This window comes from Pararhizobium qamdonense, from assembly GCF_029277445.1.
Lineage (GTDB): Bacteria > Pseudomonadota > Alphaproteobacteria > Rhizobiales > Rhizobiaceae > Pararhizobium > Pararhizobium qamdonense.
Genome location: NZ_CP119569.1, coordinates 196,143 through 220,105, shown reverse-complemented (window position 1 = coordinate 220,105; position 23,963 = coordinate 196,143). Strand labels below are relative to the sequence as shown.

Below are 23,963 nucleotides of genomic sequence, written 5' to 3'. Positions count from 1 at the left end.
GCTATGAAGATCGGGACGCCCAAAGAGGTGTTTTTGAGTGAGGCGCGCGTCGCGATGACGCCGGACAGCGCGGTTCAGTTGCAGAAGCTCGGCTATGAGTGTGTGATCGAGACCGGTGCCGGCAAAGCAGCCGGCTTCTCCGACGACGCCTATCGGGCTGCCGGTGTAACCGTTGTGGATGGGGCCGAGGCGCTCTTTTCGTCGGTCGATGTGATCGCCAAAGTGCGGTCGCCAGAGGCCCGCGAGGTCGACCGGCTTTCCTCAGGCAAAACGCTGATCTCCTTATTTTATCCGGCGCAGAACAAGGATCTGCTTGAGCAGGCGAAGTCGACCGGCGCCAATGTCATTGCCATGGACATGGTGCCGCGCATCAGCCGAGCCCAGAAGATGGACGCCCTGTCGTCGATGGCCAATATCGCCGGCTACCGCGCGGTGATCGAGGCGGGCAACAATTTCGGTCGTTTCTTCACCGGCCAGGTCACTGCTGCCGGCAAGGTGCCGCCGGCCAAGGTTCTGGTCATCGGCGCCGGTGTTGCCGGTCTGGCCGCTATCGGCACAGCGACCTCGCTGGGTGCGATCACCTATGCCTTCGACGTGCGCCCGGAAGTGGCCGAACAGATCGAATCGATGGGTGCGCAGTTCGTCTATCTCGAATTCGAAGCGAACCAGGACGGCGCCGCAACCGGCGGTTATGCCGCTCCTTCGTCGCCCGAGTTTCGCGAAAAGCAGCTGGCCAAGTTCCGCGAACTGGCGCCCGAGATCGACATTGTCATCACCACGGCGCTGATCCCGGGCCGTGATGCGCCCAAGCTGTGGCTGGCCGACATGGTGGCTGCGATGAAGCCGGGTTCGGTCGTCATCGACCTTGCCGCCGAGCGCGGCGGCAATTGCGACCTGACCGTTGCCGACCAGAAGATCGTGTCGGAGAACGGCGTGACGATCGTCGGCTATACCGACTTTCCGAGCCGCATGGCCGCCCAGGCATCGACGCTTTATTCGACCAATATCCGCCATATGATGACCGACCTGACGCCGGCCAAGGACGGCGCGATCGTGCACAATATGCAAGACGACATCATCCGCGGTGCGACCATTGCCTTCCAGGGCGAGATTACCTTCCCGCCACCACCGCCGAAGATCCAGGCGATCGCGGCGGCCAAGCCGAAGGAGAAGGTCAAGGAACTGACGCCTGCGGAAAAACGCGCCAAGGAAGTTGCCGCGTTCAAGACGCAGACGCGGAACCAGGTCGGGCTGCTGGTGGTGTCCACGCTCCTGCTGCTCGTAGTCGGTGCCTATGCGCCGGAAAGCTTCATGAGCCATTTCATCGTCTTCGTTCTCTCCTGCTTCATCGGTTTCTCGGTGATCTGGAATGTCAGCCACTCGCTGCATACCCCGCTGATGGCGGTGACCAATGCCATTTCCGGCATCGTCATTCTAGGTGCGCTGCTGCAGGTTGGCTCCAGCAACTGGCTGGTGGTGATCCTGGCGGCTTTGTCAGTGCTGATCGCGACGATCAACATCGTCGGCGGCTTCCTCGTGACACGGCGCATGCTCGCCATGTTCCAGAAGTCGTGATCGGAGAGGGGAAAAGACTATGACAATCGGTATCGTATCTGCGGCCTATATCGCCGCCGCTGTTCTCTTCATCCTATCGCTCGGCGGTCTGTCCGGCCAGGAAAGCGCCAAGCGCGCCGTCTGGTATGGCATTGTCGGCATGGCGCTTGCGGTTGCCGCCACCGTATTCGGCCCGGGCGTCGGCAATTGGTTCATCATCCTGGTGATGATCGCCGGCGGCTCGGTCATGGGCTACTATGTCGCTGCCCGCGTGCAAATGACGGAAATGCCCCAGCTTGTGGCGGCGCTTCACTCCTTCGTCGGCCTTGCCGCTGTGTTCATCGGCTATAATGCCGAACTGGAACTCGGCACTGTTCTGGCGCTGAAGGCGGCGGGCGGTGACCTGTCGACACTGGCCGGTTTTGCCGAGAAGCTCGCCCACAAGGACATGGTGGAAATCGCCATCCTCAAGGTCGAGGTTTTCCTCGGCGTGTTCATCGGTGCGGTCACCTTCACCGGCTCGGTCGTTGCTTTCGGCAAGCTGGCAGGCAAGGTCGATGGCAAGGCAAAGAAGCTTCCGGGAGGCCATTTCCTCAATGCAGGGGCGGCGCTGATATCGATCATCCTGCTGGTGATGTTCTTCAACGGCGCTGGCATCTGGACACTGGTGCTGATGACGCTGCTCGCCTTCTTCATCGGCTATCACCTGATCATGGGCATCGGCGGCGCCGATATGCCCGTGGTCGTCTCGATGTTGAACAGCTATTCCGGCTGGGCAGCCGCTGCCATCGGCTTTTCGCTCGGCAACGACTTGCTGATCGTCACCGGTGCGCTGGTCGGCTCCTCGGGTGCGATCCTCTCCTACATCATGTGCAAGGCGATGAACCGCTCCTTCGTCTCCGTCATTCTCGGCGGCTTCGGCGGCACCACGGGACCGGCGATGGAGATCGAGGGCGAACAGATCGCCATCGATGCGGAAGGTGTTGCCAATGCGCTGAACGATGCCGACAGCGTCATTATCGTGCCGGGCTACGGCATGGCGGTTGCCCAGGCACAGCAGGCGGTCTCGGAGCTGACCCGCAAGCTCAGGGCAGCCGGCAAGACCGTGCGCTTCGCCATCCACCCGGTGGCTGGCCGTCTGCCGGGCCACATGAACGTGCTGCTCGCCGAAGCCAAGGTGCCCTATGACATCGTCCTGGAAATGGATGAGATCAACGACGATTTCCCGACCACGGACATCGTCATCGTCATCGGCTCCAATGACATCGTCAATCCGGCGGCGGAAGAAGATCCGAATTCGCCAATCGCCGGCATGCCGGTGCTGCAGGTGTGGAAGGCCAAGCAGGTCTTCGTCTCCAAGCGCGGCCAGGGCACCGGCTATTCCGGTATCGAGAACCCGCTTTTCTACAAGGACAACACTCGAATGTTCTATGGCGATGCCAAAAAAAGTGTCTCGGAACTCCTCGCGACGATCGGGTGATCTGGCTGAAGCAGAAAGCGGAAAGACCGGAGTGGGTAGTATTGGCGGTCGCCCCGTTGTCATCGGCTATACGATGGCTGCGGCGCCATCGATTTACAGTGAGTGCTCCCGATTCGGGCTCTGCGCTAGTCGTGCAAACGCGCCGGACGGGCGGTCTATCCTTCCGTCGCGTTGGCGAGATGGTTCAATACTGTTGAAATGAACGCACGAAGACGCGGAAGACGTCTTAGGTCCCGGTGATATCCCATCCAAATCTCTCGCGCTGGCGGGGGCATCGGCAGTTCAAGTCTACGGATACCCGCGATCTGACTGCCGACTACCCGAGGAAGGACCGCAATTCCAACACCTTGCCTACACATGCGGCCTTGGACGTTGCGGTTGTTCGATTGCAAGATAGTTCTCGCGTTGGGGAAACTCTCAGTCAGCCAAGCGATATCGGGGAACTGTCCGGTCGACGTATCGTGTGTAATCAGCCGAAAACCGGTCCCGTCGCCATATTCTGGATCAGGCGACTCCTCAGCGATGTAGACGCCGTATTCCAGCCTGAAGAGACGTCGCTGAACAACATCGGCGGTGTTGAATGGCACAATACGGAAAGCTACGTCGGCCTCGCGCTGGGCCAGATTAAACAGGCGTGTGCCTGTCAGGATCTCAACGTCGACATTTGGGTAGGCATTCGAAAAATCCGCCACAATGGGAGGCAGCACGTAAGCCCCGAACCAATCTGATGATGAAACGCGCAGGCTACCTTTGAGGTCCTGCTCCCGCCCAGCTAGCCGTCGCTCCATGGCCAGTGCGCTCTCTTCCATTTGCTCCGCCAGCGGGATCATCCCGTGGCCCTCTTCGGTCAAGACGAGACCGTCCGCAGTCCGCTGGAAGAGCGTGTAACCAACCGCCAACTCCAAGGCGCGCAGGCGCCTTCCAACGGTCGGATGGCTCGTCTGCAAGGAACGGGCGGCGCCGCCGAGCGTCCCGGATCGCGCCACAGCTAGAAAGACTCGGATGTCACTCCATTCCATTGCCACACCCATACAAAACTGAACGCCAAGAATACAGTTATGTCACTTAAAGAACAAATCTAAGCAATCTAAATTTACATTGTCTGGAGGCGCTACCCTCTAAGGATCAACGGATTGGTGAATACGGCCGCCAGGTGAACACACGTAACCTAGCTGCGGAAAGCACACGGAAGCTCGTCCAGACATAGCATTGAGAGTTTCTTGAGGGCTCGCATCATGTGGCGACCCCGTCCGGTTGCTCATACCAAGGACGTCGCTGATGATCACAAAGTTAGTAACCTATGCAGGCGTTGAGCAAACACAGTTCGAGCGCGACCGTTGGATCAACATGCACCTCCCGTTGGTGGGGGAAAGCTGGAGACGTATGGGCGCTCATTGCCGGCGACTTCTTCCGAAAGGAAATGGCACCGGTTTATCTCGTTTGGTGCCACCAACTTCGTCGATGAGGCCGCCATGTAAGCGGCGCACACTCGGCCGGAGACTGTTCAGGTCATGGCTTACTCCGAGATTGCTAATGCCCACCAGCCAAAGCGCAACATCTTGAAGCCGCTCTGGGCAGCGCCTTGATGCAATTGAAGTTGAAAGCCATGAGTTCCAGCAAACTGCCATCACCACATTTGTCCCGTTCGGTGACCGAACCGAACACCACTGCCCCCGACCCTCGACGTTGGGCGATGTTTACGGTGCTCTTGGTCGGCGCTTTCCTGCCGCCGCTTGACTTTTTCATCGTCAATGTGGCCTTGCCTTCGATACAGCAGGATCTGGGAGCGTCTCCGTCTGTCGAGCAGCTGGTCATTTCCTCCTACGCCGCGCTCTATGCTGTTACCCTAATCACCGGTGGGCGGCTCGGCGATCTCTTTGGCCGAGAGCGAATGTTCGTCAGCGGCCTGATCGGTTTTGCTTTCGCGTCCATGCTCTGTGGTCTTGCATGGTCGCCATGGGCCCTTGTGTCTGGGCGAGCACTGCAAGGCCTAACAGCCGCCGTGATGGCCCCGCAGGCCCTCGCGTCGATTCAGGCGATATTTTCTGAGAAAGAAAAGCATCTGGCGCTCGGCCTCTTTGGTGCCGTGTTCGGTCTGGCGTCCGTTGTCGGTCAGGCCTTGGGCGGGATTCTAATCTCCTTGGATGTCTTTGGCCTTGGATGGCGAGCAATCTTCCTCGTCAACCTACCGGTGGCATTCCTCGTTGTTCTCTTCGCCATCCCACTGCTTCGCGAAACGCGCGCCCGTGATCCGCGCAAGCTCGATCTGGTCGGCACCGGGCTCTCGATAATGACGCTGGCGGCTCTGATCGTGCCGCTCATCGAGGGCAGGGAGGCCGGCTGGCCGTTATGGGCATGGCTGTCACTGGCCGTCGTTCCCCTCCTAGCGGGCGCCTTCTGGCGGTCTCAGGGCAAGCTTGCACGTTCTGGTGGTTCTCCGCTCCTTGACCCCAGAGTCTTGGCTGCGCCCGGACTGGCTCGTGGACTGACCGTAGCGTTGCTGTTCTACACAATCTCGACATTCTTCCTGCTGTTCTCGGTGTACCTGCAACAGGCTGTTCACACGAGCGCGCTTGATGCAGGTCTTTTCTTTCTACCCTACGGTTTGGGCTATCTAATCGGCCCGCTCACTTCGCCATCGTGCCGGCGCGTATTCGGGCCATTTCTCACTCCGCTCGGCATGAGTCTTGAGGCGATCGGTCTCTACAGCATCGCCTGGGTGGTCGGTGCCACAACGCCGGGTGTAGTGCCCGATCATACATGGCTTGTCGCACTTCTTTTCCTGACTGGGTTCGGCCAAGGTCTCGCGACCCCCGGCTTGATGCACATGGTAATCGGCCGTGTATCGCCAGACTTTTCAGGGATGATCGCCGGGGTGACGAGCTCTACCCTGCAGGTAAGCGTTGCACTCAGTGTCGCGGTAATCGGCGGCGTCTTCTATGCACTCAGCGGAGAGGGCGCCGATGCTGGACAACTCGCTCACGCCTTCGTTGTTGCTCTCCTTATCATCGCTACCAGCCAACTCGTCGGCGCAGGTCTAGGCCTGACGATCGCCCGGCAGCCTACATCTGATCCCGCTCAACTCTCATCTAAACAATAGGAGATAAAACATGCAGATCGGATTTATCGGTCTCGGCAGTATGGGCTCGGCAATGGCCCTTAATCTGGTGAAGGCCGGCCATGATGTTCGGGCCTGGAACCGTAGCAAGGTCGTGCAGGATAGCGTTCCCGGGGTGACACTTGTCGAACTCGCCGCGGATGCATTTCAAGCGGACGTCGTCTTCACGATGCTATCCGACGACCCTGCAATTCGAGAAGTGATCCTCGATGCTGGCTTGCTGTCAAGTGCGCAACCGGGGCTGACCCACGTCGTCACATCGACAATCTCGGTGGCATTCGCTCGAGAACTGGAGCTACTGCACGAAGAGGCAGGCCTTGGCTATGTCTCCGCACCGGTTCTTGGGCGCCCGAACGTAGCGGCGAGTGGCCAGCTCAACATTCTGGCAGCCGGAAAGGCCGATGCAGTTGCAGTCGTCGAGCCGCTCCTTGCTCACCTAAGCAAAAAGGTCTGGAAGTTAGGGGAGAACCCAGCTCGGGCAAATACGGCAAAGCTTGCCTGCAACATGATGATCGCCATGGCAATCGAGGCGATGGCTGAGGGTGTCGTATTGACCGAGAGCATCGGGCTCGACCGTGCGGATTTCTTCGAACTCATCCTGGGCACCCTTTTCTCGGGCCGGGCCTATGAGAGCTACAGCAAACAGATCACCGAACAGGCCTTTGAGCCTGGTTTCAAGGCCAAACTTGCACTCAAGGACATGCGCCTTGCGACTGAGGCTAGCAAGGAGATCGGACGTACCCTCCCGATGCTTGAGGCTGTCCGCGAGGGGCTCAACAAAGCCGTCTTGGCGGGCCTCGGCGAGAAGGACTGGTCGATCATGGCCGATATGACGGTTCGTGGCGCGGACAGCTTGGCATCGTCTGAAACCAATTCGGAGACAAACTCATGAAAACTTGGCTCATCACAGGCTGCTCAAGCGGCTTCGGACAGCGGCTCGCCCTTGCAGCAGCAAAACGCGGCGATCAGGTTATTGCGACAGCTCGCAATGTCGAAACGATCGAAAAAATGGCTGAACCTTTCGGCGGTCGGATGATCACCCTGCCGCTCGACGTGACGGATGCAGCGGCGGCCACGGCCGCAGTGGCAATGGCGGTTGAGACATTCGGCGGCTTTGATGTGCTCGTGAACAATGCCGGATACGGACTCTTCGGCGCAATCGAGGAAGGCACGCCCGAAGAATATCGGCCGATGTTTGAAGTGAACGTCTTTGGTCTGATCGAAACCACCAGAGCAGCGCTGCCCGTCCTGCGACGTTCGGGGGGAATAATCGTCAACATGTCGTCTGGTGCTGGCATCGCGGGCAGCGGCGGAGGCGGGTACTACAACGCGGCCAAGTTTGCCGTGGAAGGGCTTTCCGAAGCGCTTGCCGGCGAGCTGAAGGCGTTCGGGATCCGCGTGGTGATCGTCGAGCCCGGGCCTTTTCGCACCGATTTCCTCGGCCGCTCGATTACGATGGTGGCCAACGAGATGCCTGAATACGCCGCAAGCTCCCGCAAACACTATCGCGAAACCAACAGCGGCAAACAGGCGGGCGATCCCGAAAAGGCCATCGCCGTGATCCTGCAGGCAGTCGATGCCGACAAGGCCCCGCTTCATTTGCCGCTCGGCCCCGTCGCTCATTCGATCGCCGAGCGAAAGCTGGCGTCCTTTCGCAGCGATATCGACGCCTGGCGCGACATCACCATCGCCACCGATTTCGATCAGTCCTAGTCGCTGGCCGCAATCTGCTTCAACTCTCACATCAACTGGACAATTATCATGTTCGCAACTTTAAATGGGTTTACCCAGCAGCTGGTGCCGGTCAACGGCATCAAGATCAACGCTGTCACGGGGGGCTCCGGTCCGCCGATCCTTCTGCTTCACGGATGGCCGGAAACCTGGTGGGAATGGCACCATGTGATGCCGTTACTGGCCGAGCATTTCAGCGTGGTGGCCATCGATCTGCGCGGAGCGGGTTTTTCCGACTGCCCCCTCGGCGGCTATGACAAGGCGACGATGGCGCGCGACGCGCATGAGGTCATGATTGCACTCGGGCATGAACGCTACGCCGTGTGCGGCCACGACATTGGCGGAATGGTGGCATTGCCTCAGGCCGCCATTTTTCGCGACGCTGTCACCCACCTGGCCGTCCTCGATGTTCCGCTTCCAGGCTGGACCCAATGGGAGGCGACCATTGCGAAGATCTGGCACTTCAGCTTCCATATGAACCGCGACCTGCCCGAACGCCTCATCCGTGGTCGCGAGTACGACTATATTTCGACCTTTATGGCGGAGCGGTTCTACGATCACAGTACCTTTGATACGGCGGACATCGAGATTTACGCAAAAGCGATGGCTCTTCCCGGCCGCACGCGTGGTGGTATGGAATGGTACCGTACGTTCGCTGCGGATCACGCGGCTGCTCTAGAGTACAAGAAGCACCCGCTTGACATACCAGTGCTGGGTCTAGGTGGAGACAAGCGCTTTGGTGCGCAGATGGTCCCCATGCTCAAAGAGTTTGCCAACAATGTAACAGGCGGCTCGATTGCGCTGTGCAGTCACTATGTCGCGGACGAGCGGCCGAAGGAAGTAGCGGCAGCTCTAATCGACTTTCTCAAGCCCAACTAAAACCTGTACGGCCCCATTGTGGGCCGGTCGGATTACAACATTGCAGGCGAATTATGCCCGCACCCATCGCGTTCAATCGACTAAACACGAAAGGAAAACTGTCATGACCGCACCAGTTATTCGCGGCGTTAATCATATCGGCATCACGGTGCCTGACATTGAAGCTGCAAAATCGTTCCTCGTGGAAGCTTTCGGCGGCCAAGTAATCTATCAGTCCTTCGGCCCGCAGGATCCGCCGCGGCAAGGACCCGAATTCGAGCGTGCCACTGGTGCTTTCCCAGGAACAGTCGTGCGCGCGCAGGCGATGGTCAAAATCGGAACCGGACCTGACATCGAACTCTTCGAAATGCACGGCCCCGAACAAGCGCAGCCGGTTAGACCGAGCGATATCGGGATCACGCATTTCGGCGTCTACACCGACGACATCGAAGCGTCGGTAGATCGCTTCGAAAAGGCCGGCGGCACTCCGCTTACCGCGCCGCGCGCTATTCCCTACGCAACTGAAAAAGGTCATGGAAACAAGGTCTGCTATTGCCGCACGCCATGGGGCACGATGATTGAGTTCATCACCACTCCCGACCGCATGGGCTATCACGACCAAACGGATCTGCGCAGGTGGCAGGACGAGGAATGAGCGCGCATCTGGAAAACACGATATCACGTCGCAGCTTTATTTCGCTCTCCGCGATTGCTGCGGCGTCGGCGCTGGCAGGGTGCACGTCAACCTCCGGCGCCCGCCAGATAATAGGGCAGCAGGTTTTGTTGCCCGAACCCATCCGTGCCGTCCAGCCGTCCCCCGCGCCGACGGATGCCGAGCTGGCGGTCATGTATGGCCCGATCGAGGACGGCGGCTTTCTGATCCCGGCGGTTCCTTACAAGCAAATCGATCCGCGTTATTATCGCCAGCAGGTCATCGATCCGACTGGCGAACGCCCCGGCACCATTGTCGTGGACACACCCTCGCGCTTTCTCTATCTCGTCCAGCCGGGCGGGACGGCGATGCGCTACGGCGTCGGAATCGGCCGCGAGGGGTTCGCCTGGCAAGGCGATGGCGTCATCCAGTGGCGTCAGAGATGGCCCCGCTGGAAGCCACCGAACGAAATGGTCGCGCGTCAGCCGGAACTAGCAAAGTATTCGATCGAGAATGGCGGAATGGAGCCGGGCCTGAAAAATCCGTTGGGTGCGCGTGCGCTCTACATCTTCGCCGGCGGCCAGGATACGCTCTATCGCCTCCACGGCAATCCGCAATGGCGCTCGATCGGCAAGGCCGTTTCGTCGGGCTGCCTACGCCTGCTCAACCAGGACATCATCGACCTCTATGATCGCGTGCCGATCAAGGCGCCGATTGTGGTCAAGCAGTAAGCCAAGATTGCCGTTTCTCCCCTGTCAGGGGAGAGGCACGTCCCTTGGGCGAATCTCAAATGGTGACTCGTCCTAAAAAATGCATGTGCCGGGCGAAAGCCTCTGAGAGAGAGGGGTGCCCGCACACTGATCAAGACCTGTTTCGCAACACAAATATCGAGGAACTACCGACCATGTCGATTTTCAGAAAAGCAGTTGTGGGCCTCACGGCTGTGCTTTTGTCTTCTGCCGCCGTAACGGCCCCAGCCCTAGCCGATGCACGAAACATCGTGCTGGTCCATGGTGCGCTGGTGGACGGTTCGGGCTGGCGCGGCGTCTATGACATTCTGACACGTGACGGCTACAATGTCAGCATTGTCCAGCAGCCGCTGACGAGCTTGGACCAGGACGTAGCAGCCACCAAAAGCGTGCTCGACCAGCAGGACGGCAACGTCGTTCTCGTCGGTCACAGCTATGGGGGCACGATCATCACGGCAGCAGGTGATGATCCCAAAGTCAAGGCACTTGTCTATGTTGCAGCACTGCAGCCTGAAAAAGGTGAAAGCACCACGCAGTTGCTCCAATCGATGCCGTCACCGACCAATGATATCAAGCCGACAAAGGATGGCTTCCTGCTTGTTGACCAAGCAAAGTTCGCTGCTGATTTTGGGGCGGATCTGCCCAAGGACCAGGCCGAGTTCATGGCCCGCTCTCAGATGCCTGTTGCCATCGCCGCCACCAATGCGCAGGTTTCAGTTGCCGCCTGGCACGAGAAGCCGAGTTACGGCATCGTTGCGAAAAATGATATGACGATAAACCCGGACCTGGAACGTTGGATGTACAAGCGCGCTGGTTCAACTGTCACCGAAATCGAGGGCAGTCACGCAATTTACATCTCTCAGGCCGCTGCAGTTGCGAAGGTCATCGAGGGGGCCGCGGAAGCTGTCGACTGACAGTAGGGAGAGCGCAGTAGAATCTGCAAATTCGCCAACTGAATTGCATTTGGAGATGTAACGCAGCTTGCGGGTTTGCACGCACTCTTTCTCAGTGACGCGGTCGCCGCACCAACGATAAACGTTCTTATCAGAGAGACCAACGCGGTCCATCATCGCGTTCGATGCAGCACCGGGCATTGATAGCGCCATCCAGCAGACCTGTGCCTGTAGGATGCTTCAATCTGTTCATAGCGGCAGGGCTTGGATCTCTTTGCCGCCCATTTTGATCACGGAGTCAACGTGGTGGGTCTTAAATGTGAGAAACGGCCCCGCGCGCCGGGGTTGTCGGTCCCGGGCCCCGGCGTTGTCGTCGCTATGCTGGCCCTCCTGCGGCAACCCGTTTTAACCGGTCTTGCGGGAGGCGAACGGCTTTCGCAGTTCCTGCTGCAGCTGGTATGCCCTTTCCTGTCAGGCAAGGCCTGGGCTTGCTCCAACTCCAAATCGACTGGTCGTTGCGGGGATATGAAGGCACCAAGCTCGGATACCTGATCGGGCAGGCGGGCTATCTCCATGATGGTCACCGGACTGTTGATGAATGTTTCGCCCTCCTGGAGGTCCCCGCCCGAGAGGCTGATGGATCGGCTTCCACCGCGTTCGCGGAACTCTACGAAGCAAGCCAGAGGTCGCGTGTCCCGATCTTTGCCGAGAACAGTCCCTTCGACATGAAGGATCATTTGAAGGCGCGAGGCTATCGCTGGTCTGATGGAAGCGACGGCTGTCCGAAATCCTGGTGGCTCGAGGTGGGCAAGGAAGCGCTCGATGATGAGCTCCGCTATCTCAGGGCCGAAATCTACCGATATCCCGATGCCGATCCACCAATCAAACGCCTGACTGCCTTCGACCGTTTCCGGGCTTGATGCTATCCCTTTAATCAGCCTCCTCGAAGACCCATGCTTTGGACGCATGGCCGACCTGAGGCCTTGTGCCTTATCGAATGAGGGCCAAGAGCCTATATTCCAATCACCGAAACGACGTTGGAACCAAGGCATGGTTGCTGGCGTCAAGAGACCTCACGAAAGGTGATCATCATGAACGTAGCACGCTCCTTCAACAACTGGCGCAAGTACCGGCAGACCGTTACCGAACTCGGCCGCATGAGCTCGCGCGAACTGCAGGACCTCGGTATCAATCGTGCCGACATCCACAGCGTTGCCCGCCAGTCGGTCGCCCGCTAAGCGGCTCTTTCGAAGCTATCAGACTGACACTACGCCCGCTGATGACGCGGACGTTTTTGTATGTGCTCTCCCACCCCGGGACTTGGTTCGGGACTTCTGAAGCCGCCAAGTATCTTGCGTTGCTTGCATAGCTGCACTGCAGCAAAGTCTGTTTCGTGTGCGGCGGAAACTGGTAACTTGGTCTCATCGAAACGATGCACCTCCTCCCGCAGAGCTTCGAATTCAGACGGCCCACTCCTCCTCCCAAGGGGCGTCTGTCGGAACAGCGGCACTCCTCCTCCCAGCCGTAGCTCGGTTCTTTTCGGAAAGCCTGCCGCACCTCCTCCCGCGGTAGGCGTTTTCGTTTTCAGGGCCGTAGCATCAAAGGTCGAGAGCGAGCTGTGGTTTTGTCCGCTCTCTTCGGTGTTGAGCGACGAAAGGGCAATTCCCAGCATCCGCACCCTCCGTCTGAACGGGGCCACAGGGGCGAGCAGGGGCTCAGCTATCTCCAAGATCATGTCGGTATCCGAGATCGAAGCAGTTAACCGACGACTTGCTCCTTGTTGAGGAAACGCTCCAGATCCTCAATGCTCGTCATGACGGCTTCGAAATCAGGCGGTGTAGCAAAGATCATCGCCGACATTCTGTCGTAGTCGGTCGCCAGTTTCTTGCGCATATCGGCCGTCGGGACCAGTCGGAAACTGCCCGGTACGGCCCGATCATAGTGATGGTCCGGCGCGCGGAACATCAGTTCCTTGTGCTGCCGGCACGCTTCGGCAAGATCGAGCATGGATGCGGTTGCCTTTCCGTAGTCTGGATGTGTCCAAATCTGGTGAACATCGTAATAGTGGCGCGAGTATCGATTGAGGTCGGGGACCTTTCTTTCCGCATTCTGATCGGCATTTCGCTTCTCGGTCATTTCCGTCATGGCATGAAGAATGAGGACCTTTTCCCAGAACGTCCGTTCCGGTTTGACAGTCATCACATTGGAGATAGTGAGATCCGAACCCGCGGGCATTTCGGATGCGATGTAGGGGATAATCTGCCGCGTCTCGGCTGGCACCGGATCCGGGCGTGCCCCGCCTTCGATGCGCACCGCTGCCTCGACATAGCCGCCGCTCGTATCAAAGACACTTCTGTATCCCAGCACCAGGACGTCGAGTGCGTCCTTCTTCCGGTAGGGATCGTACCCGAAGCCGAGCGTGAAATGTCCCGTCTGTCCGATCTCTCCTTCGATCGCAGCAATTTCCTCCTCCAGGGAGCTTTTCAGTGGCCCGGAAATGTATTGCCGCGCCGCTTCGTCCACCTGCTCGGCCAGAGCCTTCTGTTGCTGAGTGACGGAGGGGAGCGCGGCGATATCGGCCTCAAGCGGAACCTTCAGGTCCGCCTTGTATATACCGATGTCTATGTCCTCGGAAAAACGTTGGATCAGGCCATGGGCCTTGCTGAGGCTGGTGCCGCCCTTGAAGTAGAGGCCGATTGCATCACCCTTACGTCGGTTAAACAGATAGTCGAGCGCCCAGCAGACGTAGAGATCCTTCTCGATATTTTCGGCACGCGTCTCAAGATCAGATGCAGCGGCGGAGAACAGCGCTCTCTGCTCATCGGCGCTTGAGCGAAGGACGTCAATGAAGCTCTGGCGCATGTTCAGCCTTCCCATCCTGGCCCAACGGAGTGTCGTCATCCTCCGGGGGCTGCGGGACGCGTGTTATCGTTTCTATCGCCTGGTACATCCAGGCAGGGATGGCGTGGATGTTTTCGCGCAGATCCTCGACGATCGGCCGCCTGTGCGGGCTTCGCACCAGATAGCGGACGATACCATCGACAACGGTCTCCAGGTTGGATCGCTCATCGCGAAACCAGTGCAGGGCTTGGATCACCCGCATAGCAGGCCGGCCTGCCCAGAACGCGGTCTTTGCCGAAATTCGCTTGAAGTCCAGGATATAGATGACCGGTTTTGTGGCCTTCGTGTCACCGGCATTGGCCTCTATCTCGATTGTTCGAGGATACGTGTCCGCATAGATCGTGGACCGGGCCGGAACGGCCGTCGTCAGGCCAAGATCGTTGGCAGCCGTCATGCCGTCGACGCACACACGGAGCTTGTCGCGCCGTGCGATCGCGTCGATAAAAGAGCCGCGTGGCGGAAACACCATCTTGCTGGTCAACTGGCTGATGGCCGGCTTGTCATAGAGACCACGATGAGGGCGTCGGATGTCGCCGCGGTTTGTCAGCCTCTGCAGTGCCTTTTCGACCGCGTTCGGTGTTGCGATATCCAGGAAATCCGCGCGTGACCAAACGCCCGAAGGCGCCGCGCCGGCGATCCTTTCGTGAATGCGTTCGAGAGTGTCCGATGTGGGATCCGGCATAGCTGTCCTACCTTCTGGCCGAAGATTATATACAAACTCTGGTCACTGGCAACAGGTATGCTCATACTGACCAATGTTTATATCTAAATATTGGTCAGCGCGCAATCTCCATGGCTGGCTCGAAAATCAAAACTGAAATCAACGAGCGGAGTTCGACATAACGGATGTATTGTTGGCGATCATTGCACATGGCGAGAACGAGGCCCCCACAGTCGGGGGTAACGCTAACTGTAGGGCCTCGGCGCGTGACTCTTCTCCCTTCCGGCTTTCACCCTTCACGCATTCAATGACGACGACGGTCTGCCACCATCAAGCGTTGCTGCACAGTTTCTCTTTCTGAAAGCGGCAAGCAGCAACCGTCCAACACCTTCATTGTATCGGAACCTGCTGGTCGCCTGATCAACAAGCGGCAGGGCAATTCAGGCCGAGCGCAATCATGCACCACCCATCGGCGTTGCCAACCCAGCTCTCTTGTCTGGCATCCCTAATTCAGTCCCGTCCTTGGACGGTCAACCCGCAAGGGGGTTCGCGAGCGAGCTGCGACCTCTCTGGCTGCGCCGCCGAGGTGACCGCGGCCAGGCCCGGATCAAACGGGCGCCATCGAGCGGGGATTGGCCCCGCCACCGGATGGAGCCTCACATGTCGGATCTCAGCCTCGCACAAAACCACGCACTCGATCTTGCCCGGACCCTGATGGTCCCGGTCACCCTCTTCGAAATCGATGGAGAGATCGGCGTCATGCCTTCCGCCGAGTATGACGGCGATGAAGACGCCATCATCAATGAATATGACCCATTTGCCTATGGATCGCCTCATTGAGCCGATTGCCCCTTCGGGGGGAGCGCGTGCCGCTTGCGCTGTTGCGCGCGCAAGGGAGGCTTCGCCGCGAGCTTGTCCGGCAGATCTGCACATTGCGAACCGCGCCCTTGCGCGCTTCCATCTTCGCGGCCTGGGCGCCGACAGCCGCAATAGTCAGGAAAACTAAAGGAGGTGATATGGAAAAGAAAGACATTGAGGAAATGCGCGCCCGCGTGGGCTGCGTAGCTCTCCTTGAGCGAGAAGGCTTCGCGATAGATCGGAAAGAGAGTACGAGCCGGGCGGTAAAATTCCGGCGCGACGACGACATCATCATCGTCATCCACGACGACAGGGGCTGGTTCGACGCACGTTCGGATGCCAAGGGCGATGTTTTCGCGCTCGCAAGCCATCTGCGCGGAATCGGATTTACGGAGGCCTTGACGATGGTTGGCCATCTCGTCGCGTTTCAGCCCACCGCGCCGACCTGGGAAAAGCCTCTTTATCAAACGCAAATGGTGGCTCCCATCACTGACCGCTGGAACCATAGAAAACGGCCGTGGCGCGCATCGGCGACGTGGAACTACCTTCGACAGATCCGGGCGCTGCCACGGCAGGTCATCTCCGCAGCGATCGATGCAGACGTTCTGCGCGAAGGACCCTACGGCTCAATGTGGGCAAAGCATGTCGATGAGGCTGGCGCCATCATCGGCTGGGAGGAGCGCGGTCCGGACTGGCGAGGGTTCTCCACCGGCGGAGCCAAGGCGCTCTTCCGGTTTGGAATGAATGACGCTCGTCGGGTCTGCGTCACAGAGGCGGCGATCGACGCACTCAGTCTTGCTGCAATCGAGCAGACAAAGCCAAACACGCTTTATGTCAGCACAGGTGGCGGCTGGTCGCCGTTGACCGCGCAAGCGTTGGAGACATTGGCTTCCGGGGAGGGCACGTGGCTTGTGGCCGCGACCGACAACAATGTTCAGGGCGAGGTTTTTGCCGACCGCCTGCGCCAGACGGCGGACTACGCCAATTGCGATTTCTCCCGGCTGAGGCCGCGATGTGAAGACTGGAATGAGGAATTGAAGGAGAGGAGGGAGAGAGGAGAGCTGCCGCATACGCGGGAAGCCGCATCAAGGGTGAAGCTGCCGCCCGCCTGACGGCGGCCCTTGACCCGCTGCCCGCGAGGCGCCGGCTGAGGAGGGGTGATCAAAGGACTGAAAGAAGAGGTCGATCAGGCTTCCGCTTCGGTCCCCAACCCCAAAGGAGCAGCCGATGTTCAACCCTCCCACCATCCATAAAGTGTTCGAAGGCGTGGCCAGCCGCCACGAAATGTACGCCCTGTTCAATCGCCACAGCCAATCGCCGTTCGACGATAACAGAATAAATGGCACGCGCTATGTCGGCGAGTGGTTCGAGATATCCGAAGCCGATCACGATCATATGTTTGAGATCCTACCGCCGCTTTTCTATCGCGGTGACATGTTCGCCATGCGCGAGTTTCTGGCCGCCAGCGTCACCAGCGTATTCTTCGCGCTGCCGATCGATGATCGCTCCCGCTGGTTTCACGGCTATTGCGATCTGGGCGATCGTCAGTCACCCGATCGCATGCGTTCCGAGATCATCACCCGCGAATCCCGTCCGGTGCGCGCCATGAACCGACAGGAAAAGCTCGATCATATCTGGAGCGCGACCGGTCCGGATTTTCGTGGTTATGCCGACGCTCGCTTTCCAGCCGATCTGCGCAATCGCCAGATCGTGCTCGTCTATCCCTCCGCTCAGGGGAAGGTCTGGAAACTGCTCGACGATCTGACGGACGAGGAGATTGCCGCCAAACTGCCGGTGCAGTTCCGCCTTCTGCCGGAAACCATCGCTGCCTGACGGCATCCTTCACCTCCCAATCTCACCGTTCGCAGCCTAGCAACACCGCATCTTCCCGCGAGTTTGCCTCGGCGCGCCACCTCACAGGAGTTTCCAATGGCGCATGACGGTCCTTTCACCTTCGACCTGTTCGGTAACACAGCTCTCACATCCGGTTTCGATCTCGGTTTGACGGGTTTCGCAGCAGAGTTCGGGGACGATATAGATATCGACCCGCCACCATCGACGCCGGCGCCAGCCGCTCCAGCCCGCAAAGAGCCGAAGCCCGCACCGCAGATGCGGACCAAGGTCGATTTCCGGCTGCAGGGTTCTCGCGGTCTCGGCAAATCCTGGCGCGATCGGGCGCGTGACAACATCGCCGCCATCCTGCTGGCGAACGAGATCGAGCGTCACGGACTGCCGGCCCGGCCTGACCAGCAGGCGAGGCTTATCCGCTTTACAGGTTTCGGCGCGTCGGACCTGGCCAATGGCATTTTCCGCCGTCCCGGCGACGAGGCATTTCGCAAAGGCTGGGAGGAGCTCGGCGGCAATCTCGAAAGCGCTGTTGCGCCCGGTGATTACGCGTCTCTGGCGCGCTGCACCCAATATGCCCACTTCACGCCGGAGTTTATCGTTCGTGCCATCTGGGCAGGCTTGATCCGCATGGGCTTAAAAGGGGGACGCATCCTGGAACCGGGCATCGGTACCGGCATGTTTCCGGCTCTGATGCCGGAGGCGGTCTCGGCGGTCAGCCATGTCACCGGTATCGAGCTTGATCCCGTCACCGCCCGTATCGTCCGGCTGCTACAACCGCGGGCCAGGATCATCACAAGTGATTTCGCCCGGACGGATCTGCCAGCCCATTTCGATCTGGCGATCGGCAATCCGCCGTTTTCCGACCGCACGGTGAGAAGCGACCCGGCTTTCCGCTCTCTCGGTTTTCGGCTGCATGACTATTTCATCGCCAAGGCGATTGATCGACTGAAGCCCGGCGGGCTTGCGGCTTTCGTCACCTCGTCCGGCACGATGGACAAGGCCGACGCCCGCGCCCGCGAACATATCGCCGGCATGGCCGATCTGATTGGCGCCATCCGCCTGCCCGAAAGCAGTTTCCGGGCAGACGCCGGCACGGATGTGGTCGTCGATATCCTCTTCTTCCGGAAGCGTCATGCTGACGAGCCGGCTGGAGACGATAGCTGGCTCGATCTCGCGGATGTAAAGGTGGAAGGTGAGGGCGACAGCGTCCGTATCAACAGGTGGTTCGCCGATCATTCCGACATGGTGCTGGGACGGCATGCGATCACGTCAGGTCCATTCGGCGAAGCCTATACATGCCTCCCTTTTGACAATGACCTCGAAACGATCTTGAACTCTGCAGTCAGTCAGCTGCCCGCCGGGATTTACGACGGTGAAGCTTCCACAATCGACTTCGCCCTTGAGGACGAAGTCGCGGAAGCCATGGCAGAGCGCCTGGATGATCCAAAGGTGCGTGAAGGCAGCTACTTCATTGGCAAGGCCACGGCCTTGATGCAGGTGGTGGACGGGGTCGCTGTTCCAGTGGAGGTCAGGAAAGGTCGGAGCACCGATGGCATCTTCGCCAAGCACGCTCTCATTATCCGCAAGCTCATCCCGATCCGCGATGCGGTCCGGCTCATTCTCAAGCTTCAGGAACGCGACCAGCCCTGGCAGAAGGCGCAGGTGTCGTTGCGCATTGCTTGGTCGAGTTTCGTGCGCGAATTCGGCCCGATCAACTTCACCTCCGTCTCGACATCGGAGGATCCGGAAACCGGTGAAGTCAGGGAGGTCCACCGCCGGCCGAATATCGCACCTTTCCTCGACGATCCCGATTGCTGGCTGGTGGCCTCGATCGAGGACTACGATCTGGAAACCAATACCGCCAGGCCGGGTCCAATCTTTACCGAACGGGTGATTGCGCCGCCACCGGCGCCCGTGATCACCTCGGCATCAGATGCGCTCGCGGTTGTTCTGAACGAACGCGGTCATGTCGATCCCGATCATATTGCCGAGCTGCTGCACCGCGACGTCGACGATGTTATCGGCGAACTGGGGGAGGCAATCTTCCGCGATCCGTCCAATGGCTCCTGGCAGATGTCCGATGCCTATCTGTCCGGTGCAGTTCGCTCGAAGCTCACAGTCGCCCGGGCTGCGGCTGAGCTCGATCCGGTCTTCGCGCGGAACGTGACGGCGCTTGAGCGTGTCCAGCCGTCCGATCTCCGGCCTTCGGATATCACCGCCCGCCTCGGCGCGCCGTGGATCCCGGCCGATGATGTCGTCGCCTTCGTCAAACAGAGGATGGAGGCCGATATCTCCATTCATCATCTGCCGGAACTGGCGACATGGACGGTCAATGCCCGTCAGCTCGAATGGTCTGCAGCAGGCACGACGGAATGGGGCACGCACCGCCGCCATGCCGGCCAGCTGCTGTCCGACGCTCTCAACTCCTCCGTGCCGCAGATCTTCGACACGGTCCGCGACGGCGAGACCGAACGTCGGGTGTTGAACACGGTGGAGACGGAAGCCGCCAAGGAAAAGCTCGCCAAGATCAAGACGAGCTTCCAATCCTGGATCTGGTCGGATCCGGATCGCACCGACCGGCTGGCGCGGGTCTATAACGACACGTTCAACAATATCGCGCCGCGATCTTTTAACTGTGATCACCTGCAACTCCCCGGCGCCTCAGGCGCCTTTTCTCTTTATGGGCATCAGAAACGCGGGATCTGGCGGGTTATTTCGGCAGGTAGCACCTATCTTGCCCACGCGGTCGGCGCCGGCAAGACGCTGACCATGGCGGCCGCGATCATGGAACAGCGGCGGCTGGGCCTGATCAATAAGGCGACGCTGGTCGTGCCCGGCCATTGCCTGGCGCAAGCGGCCCGCGAGTTTCTCGCCCTTTACCCCAATGCCCGGATCCTGGTCGCCGACGAAACGAACTTCGTCAGGGAGAAGCGCCATCGCTTTCTGTCGCGGGCAGCAACCGCCAACTGGGATGCCATCATCATCACCCATTCGGCGTTTCGGTTTATCGCGGTGCCCTCGGCCTTCGAGGCGCATATGATCCAGGATGAACTGGAGCTCTACGAGGAGCTGCTCACCAAGGTCGAACGCGACGACCGGCTATCGCGCAAGCGCATCGAGCGCATGAAGGAAGGTCACAAGGAACGGCTCGAAGCGCTGGCCACCCGCAAGGACGATCTGCTGACAATCTCCGAGCTCGGTATCGACCAGATCATCGTCGACGAGGCGCAGGAGTTCCGCAAGCTGTCCTTCGCCACCAACATGTCGACGTTGCGCGGTGTCGATCCGAACGGTTCGCAGCGCGCCTGGGACCTGTTCGTCAAATCCCGCTTCATCGAGATGAAAAATCCGGGTAGGGCGCTGGTGCTGGCGTCGGGCACCCCGATCACCAACACGCTGGGCGAGATGTTTTCCGTCCAACGGATGATGGATCCGGCAGCATTGTCGGAACGGGGTCTGCACGAGTTCGACGCATGGGCTTCGACCTTCGGCGATACCTCGACCGAACTCGAATTGCAGCCGTCGGGTAAATACAAGCCGGTCACGCGCTTCAGCCAGTTCGTCAACGTGCCGGAACTCATCGCCATGTTCCGGTCGTTTGCCGACGTCGTGCTGCCGGCCGATCTCAGGACGTATGTGAAGGTCCCCAATATTTCCGGTGGCAAGCGCCAGATCGTTACCGCCGAACCGACGGCCGCTTTCAAGGCCTATCAGAAACAGCTGGATGCGCGGATCAAGGCGATCGAGATGCGCGATGGCCCGGCCAAGCCCGGCGATGACATCCTGCTCTCGGTCATCACCGACGGACGTCACGCCGCCATCGATCTACGTCTGGTCGATCAGGCCATAGGCAACGAGACCGCCAACAAGCTGAACGCACTTGTCACGAACACCCACCGGATCTGGCAGGAAACGGGGGAGGCAGAGTATCGTCGCAAGGACGGCAAGGCGTTCGACCGGCCGGGCGCTGGTCAACTGATCTTTTCCGATCTCGGCACAATCTCGGTCGAGGCGACGCGCGGTTTTTCCGCCTATCGCTGGATCCGCGATGAGCTCGTCCGCCTTGGCGTGCCGGCTTCCGAAACCGCCTTCATGCAGGACTACAAGAAATCCGACGCCAAGCAGCGGCTGTTCAACGACTTCAATGCTGGCAAGGTCCGCGTACTGATCGGCTCCTCGGAAACCATGGGCACCGGCGTCAATGTTCAGGCCCGGCTGAAGGCGCTCCACCACCTCGATGTGCCGTGGCTGCCCTCGCAGATAGAACAGCGCGAGGGCCGGATCATCCGCCAGGGCAACCAGCATGATGAAGTCGATGTCTTCGCCTATGCGACACTCGGCAGCCTCGATGCTACCATGTGGCAGAACAACGAGCGCAAGGCCCGCTTCATCGCGGCGGCACTGTCCGGCGACACCAGCGTCCGCCGGCTGGAGGACATGGGCGAGGGGCAGGCCAACCAGTTCGCCATGGCCAAGGCCATCGCGTCCGGCGACGAACGCCTCATTGAGAAGGCCGGGCTCGAGGCCGAGATCGCCCGTCTCGATCGGCTGCGGGCCGCCCATATCGACGATCAGCACGCGATCCGCCGGCAGATCCGCGACGCCGAACGGGATATCGAGTTTTCCAGCCGCCGGATCGCGGATGTGGGCAACGACATCGACCGTTTGGTTCCGACCGCGGGCGATGCATTCATGATGCAGGTCGTAAGTGCCGAATTTGACGAGCGCAAGCTCGCCGGCCGCGCGCTGATGAAGGAGATTCTGACGCTGGTTCAGCTACAGCAGGAAGGCGAAGCCATTATCGCCGCCATCGGCGGCTTCGATCTTGCCTATCATGGCGAGCGGTTCGGCAAGGACGGTTATCGTTACGACACGTTTCTTCAACGCACCGGTGGCGACTACGAGATCGATCTTCCGGTGACCACGACGCCGATTGGTGCCATCTCCCGGCTCGAGCATGCTCTTGGCGGGTTTGAACATGAGAGTGAGAGCCATCGCAATCGGCTCACCGATGCCAAGCGACGGCTCGCCTCCTACACGCCGCGTCTGGGAGAGAGCTTCTCGTTGGAAGCCGAGCTCGAACTCAAGCTGAGCCAACTCGACGAGATCGAAAAGGATCTGGCGGCAACCGCCGACGAACCAGAGGAGGATCGCCAGGAAGCCGCGTGAACAGCGGCATACCCACCGTCACTTGAAACGAGGTCGGCCGATACACATCTATCGGTCATCACCCGTTTCGATAGTTTTCTGCAGTGGCGATTGCCGCGCGTTTGAAACTGTCCGGGTTGGAAGGGCGCTCCCCGAAAGGGTCGAGCGCCCTTTCGTTTTTTGGCCTACAGGCGCTATTCCGGGAGTTTGTAGATCGCTGCGTTGTCCTGTTGTTCTCGCAGACCCTTGTACGAGGCATGCCGCAATTTGCCATCGTCGGTCCAGGCGCGATATTCGATCTCGGCAATCAATGTCGGTTGAACGAAGACGACCCCCTTTTTATCGACGGCAAGCGGCGCGCGCTTCGTCTTCAGCGTGTCCAGCATGCGGCGCAGTTCGATAGTGTCTTTCTCTTTAAAGCCAGTTCCGACCGAACCGACATAGACGAACGCGGCACCCTGGTAGGCCGCCAGCAAGAGGCTGCCAATCCCGCCGCGTGCCGCAGAGGATGGCTCGTATCCGACAATCACAAAGCTTTCGCTCTGGATGCATTTGATCTTCAGCCAGTCGCCAAGCCGGCCCGAGCGGTAGGTGCTGTCGCGGTGCTTGGCGATGATGCCTTCCAGGCCGTGCTCGCGCGCGGCCGCCAGAAGTGTCGCGCCATCCGCTTCGACCTCCTGCGAGACGCGGATTGCCCCCTCGCTTTCGCCGATCAGATCTTCCAGCAGGTGACGGCGTCCGGAAAGCTCCATCTTCGTCAGGTCATGCCCATCGAAATACAACAGGTCGAATGCGTAGAGGATGGCATCGTCGGAGGCTCGTCTGCCCCCGCGCCCGCCGAGCGAGCGCTGCAGCGCCCCAAAATCCGAGCGGCCCTCGGCATCGAGCACGACAGCTTCCCCATCGAGAATGGCGGTCCCGACGCCAAGCTTGCGCGCAGCGGCGGCGATTGCCGGAAACCTGTCGGTCCAGTCATGACCGCCACGTGTGATGATCCGCACCGAGTTCGGTTCGATATGAACAGCCACGCGATAGCCGTCCCATTTGATCTCATAGATACAGTCCGGTCGTGAAGGCGGCTTTGCCTTCAGCAGCGCCAGGCACGGTTCGATGCGATCTGGCATCGGGTCGAAGGGAAGCTGCGGCTGCGCCGGATCGCGTCGTTTGCGTGGTCGCGAGCGGATCGGGAGATCCGTCTCCCGCAAAAGCGGCTGGGATTTTTTGCGCGGCGGCTTTGTCATGGCCAAAGTTCAGCAGCAATTGCTTAAAATCGTGTGACATCGCCGGGAAATGGAGGGGAGGACGACGAGGGAGGAGAAGAAGGGGGCAAGGCAACCGGTTCGCAAGGACGGTCCAACGGCTGCCGGTTCCCTCAATCGCGCCGGTCGCAGACCGGGCCAGCTTGCCTCGCAAGGCAGGTGTGCCTCGCTCCTCCGCAAGCCAGGTCTGCTCCGGCGCAATTGCAGCCGCCGGCCCGTCCTGCGGTTCGGGAAATGTCTTCGAAAAGAAGAT

At 59.7% G+C, this 23,963-nt stretch carries 19 protein-coding genes and 1 pseudogene; 15 read left to right on the top strand and 5 right to left on the bottom strand.

Annotated features, from left to right (window positions below):
- Positions 1–3 precede the first annotated feature (3 nt).
- Positions 4–1,575 (top strand): Re/Si-specific NAD(P)(+) transhydrogenase subunit alpha, encoded by a 1,572-nt coding sequence (locus tag PYR65_RS29525; protein WP_276122438.1) that lies wholly within the window; start codon positions 4–6, stop codon positions 1,573–1,575.
- 19 nt (positions 1,576–1,594) lie between these two features.
- On the top strand, positions 1,595–3,034 hold the full coding sequence (locus PYR65_RS29520; RefSeq protein WP_276122437.1) for an NAD(P)(+) transhydrogenase (Re/Si-specific) subunit beta: 1,440 nt from the start codon (positions 1,595–1,597) through the stop codon (positions 3,032–3,034).
- Between the two features lie 155 nt (positions 3,035–3,189).
- Here the strand turns inward: PYR65_RS29520 and PYR65_RS29515 are convergent, their stop codons facing one another.
- Entirely contained in the window at positions 3,190–4,053 is an 864-nt protein-coding gene (locus PYR65_RS29515) for a LysR family transcriptional regulator (protein WP_276122436.1), read from the bottom strand.
- A 629-nt stretch (positions 4,054–4,682) separates the two neighbouring features.
- Between PYR65_RS29515 and PYR65_RS29510 the strand changes: the two genes are divergently transcribed.
- The 9 genes and pseudogenes from PYR65_RS29510 to PYR65_RS29470 all read left to right on the top strand — a co-directional run bounded on the left by PYR65_RS29510 (position 4,683) and on the right by PYR65_RS29470 (position 12,273).
- Positions 4,683–6,134, top strand: a complete 1,452-nt coding sequence (locus PYR65_RS29510; protein ID WP_407951384.1) for an MFS transporter — start codon at positions 4,683–4,685, stop codon at positions 6,132–6,134.
- A gap of 10 nt (positions 6,135–6,144) precedes the next feature.
- A complete protein-coding gene (locus PYR65_RS29505) occupies positions 6,145–7,044 on the top strand; it encodes an NAD(P)-dependent oxidoreductase (RefSeq protein ID WP_276122435.1) in 900 nt (299 codons plus the stop codon).
- Complete coding sequence (locus tag PYR65_RS29500) at positions 7,041–7,865, top strand: oxidoreductase (RefSeq protein ID WP_276122434.1); 825 nt, start codon at positions 7,041–7,043, stop codon at positions 7,863–7,865. Before PYR65_RS29505 ends, PYR65_RS29500 begins: the two co-directional genes overlap by 4 nt.
- A 48-nt stretch (positions 7,866–7,913) precedes the next feature.
- Positions 7,914–8,762: an alpha/beta fold hydrolase gene (locus tag PYR65_RS29495; RefSeq protein ID WP_276122433.1), complete on the top strand. Its 849-nt coding sequence runs from the start codon at positions 7,914–7,916 to the stop codon at positions 8,760–8,762.
- Positions 8,763–8,865: 103 nt separating this feature from the next.
- A complete protein-coding gene (locus PYR65_RS29490; RefSeq protein WP_130854206.1) occupies positions 8,866–9,396 on the top strand; it encodes a VOC family protein in 531 nt (176 codons plus the stop codon).
- Positions 9,393–10,124 (top strand): L,D-transpeptidase, encoded by a 732-nt coding sequence (locus PYR65_RS29485; RefSeq protein WP_276122432.1) that lies wholly within the window; start codon positions 9,393–9,395, stop codon positions 10,122–10,124. The genes PYR65_RS29490 and PYR65_RS29485 overlap by 4 nt, the downstream gene beginning before the upstream one ends.
- 173 nt (positions 10,125–10,297) lie before the next feature.
- The gene (locus PYR65_RS29480) at positions 10,298–11,056 is read left to right on the top strand and encodes an alpha/beta fold hydrolase (protein ID WP_130854204.1); all 759 of its coding nucleotides are present in this window, start codon (positions 10,298–10,300) and stop codon (positions 11,054–11,056) included.
- A gap of 456 nt (positions 11,057–11,512) precedes the next feature.
- Positions 11,513–11,955: pseudogene (locus PYR65_RS29475) on the top strand (3'-5' exonuclease); the annotation flags it as partial.
- A 171-nt stretch (positions 11,956–12,126) separates the two neighbouring features.
- Complete coding sequence (locus PYR65_RS29470) at positions 12,127–12,273, top strand: DUF1127 domain-containing protein (RefSeq protein ID WP_003551724.1); 147 nt, start codon at positions 12,127–12,129, stop codon at positions 12,271–12,273.
- A 29-nt stretch (positions 12,274–12,302) separates the two neighbouring features.
- Here PYR65_RS29470 and PYR65_RS30560 read toward each other — a convergent pair whose 3' ends face one another.
- The 3 genes from PYR65_RS30560 to PYR65_RS29460 are packed head-to-tail and all read right to left on the bottom strand — an operon-like array spanning position 12,303 to position 14,618.
- Positions 12,303–12,770: a hypothetical protein gene (locus tag PYR65_RS30560; RefSeq protein WP_328518530.1), complete on the bottom strand. Its 468-nt coding sequence runs from the start codon at positions 12,768–12,770 to the stop codon at positions 12,303–12,305.
- A gap of 23 nt (positions 12,771–12,793) precedes the next feature.
- Positions 12,794–13,897 (bottom strand): nucleotidyl transferase AbiEii/AbiGii toxin family protein, encoded by a 1,104-nt coding sequence (locus PYR65_RS29465; RefSeq protein WP_276122431.1) that lies wholly within the window; start codon positions 13,895–13,897, stop codon positions 12,794–12,796.
- Positions 13,878–14,618, bottom strand: coding sequence for a DUF6088 family protein (locus PYR65_RS29460; RefSeq protein WP_276122430.1), 741 nt, complete (start codon positions 14,616–14,618; stop codon positions 13,878–13,880). The genes PYR65_RS29465 and PYR65_RS29460 overlap by 20 nt, the downstream gene beginning before the upstream one ends.
- A gap of 639 nt (positions 14,619–15,257) precedes the next feature.
- On the opposite strand from PYR65_RS29460, the gene PYR65_RS29455 reads away from it, so the two are divergent.
- The 4 genes from PYR65_RS29455 (at position 15,258) to PYR65_RS29440 (ending at position 22,472) form a co-directional block, all read left to right on the top strand.
- Positions 15,258–15,437, top strand: coding sequence for a hypothetical protein (locus tag PYR65_RS29455; RefSeq protein ID WP_130854201.1), 180 nt, complete (start codon positions 15,258–15,260; stop codon positions 15,435–15,437).
- Between the two features lie 176 nt (positions 15,438–15,613).
- Positions 15,614–16,567 (top strand): DUF3991 and toprim domain-containing protein, encoded by a 954-nt coding sequence (locus tag PYR65_RS29450; RefSeq protein ID WP_276122429.1) that lies wholly within the window; start codon positions 15,614–15,616, stop codon positions 16,565–16,567.
- 115 nt (positions 16,568–16,682) lie between these two features.
- On the top strand, positions 16,683–17,288 hold the full coding sequence (locus PYR65_RS29445; protein ID WP_276122428.1) for a DUF1419 domain-containing protein: 606 nt from the start codon (positions 16,683–16,685) through the stop codon (positions 17,286–17,288).
- A gap of 96 nt (positions 17,289–17,384) precedes the next feature.
- Positions 17,385–22,472, top strand: coding sequence for a helicase-related protein (locus tag PYR65_RS29440; RefSeq protein WP_276122427.1), 5,088 nt, complete (start codon positions 17,385–17,387; stop codon positions 22,470–22,472).
- A gap of 173 nt (positions 22,473–22,645) precedes the next feature.
- Here the strand turns inward: PYR65_RS29440 and ligD are convergent, their stop codons facing one another.
- Positions 22,646–23,692 (bottom strand): non-homologous end-joining DNA ligase, encoded by a 1,047-nt coding sequence (gene ligD, locus PYR65_RS29435; protein ID WP_276122426.1) that lies wholly within the window; start codon positions 23,690–23,692, stop codon positions 22,646–22,648.
- Positions 23,693–23,963 lie beyond the last annotated feature (271 nt).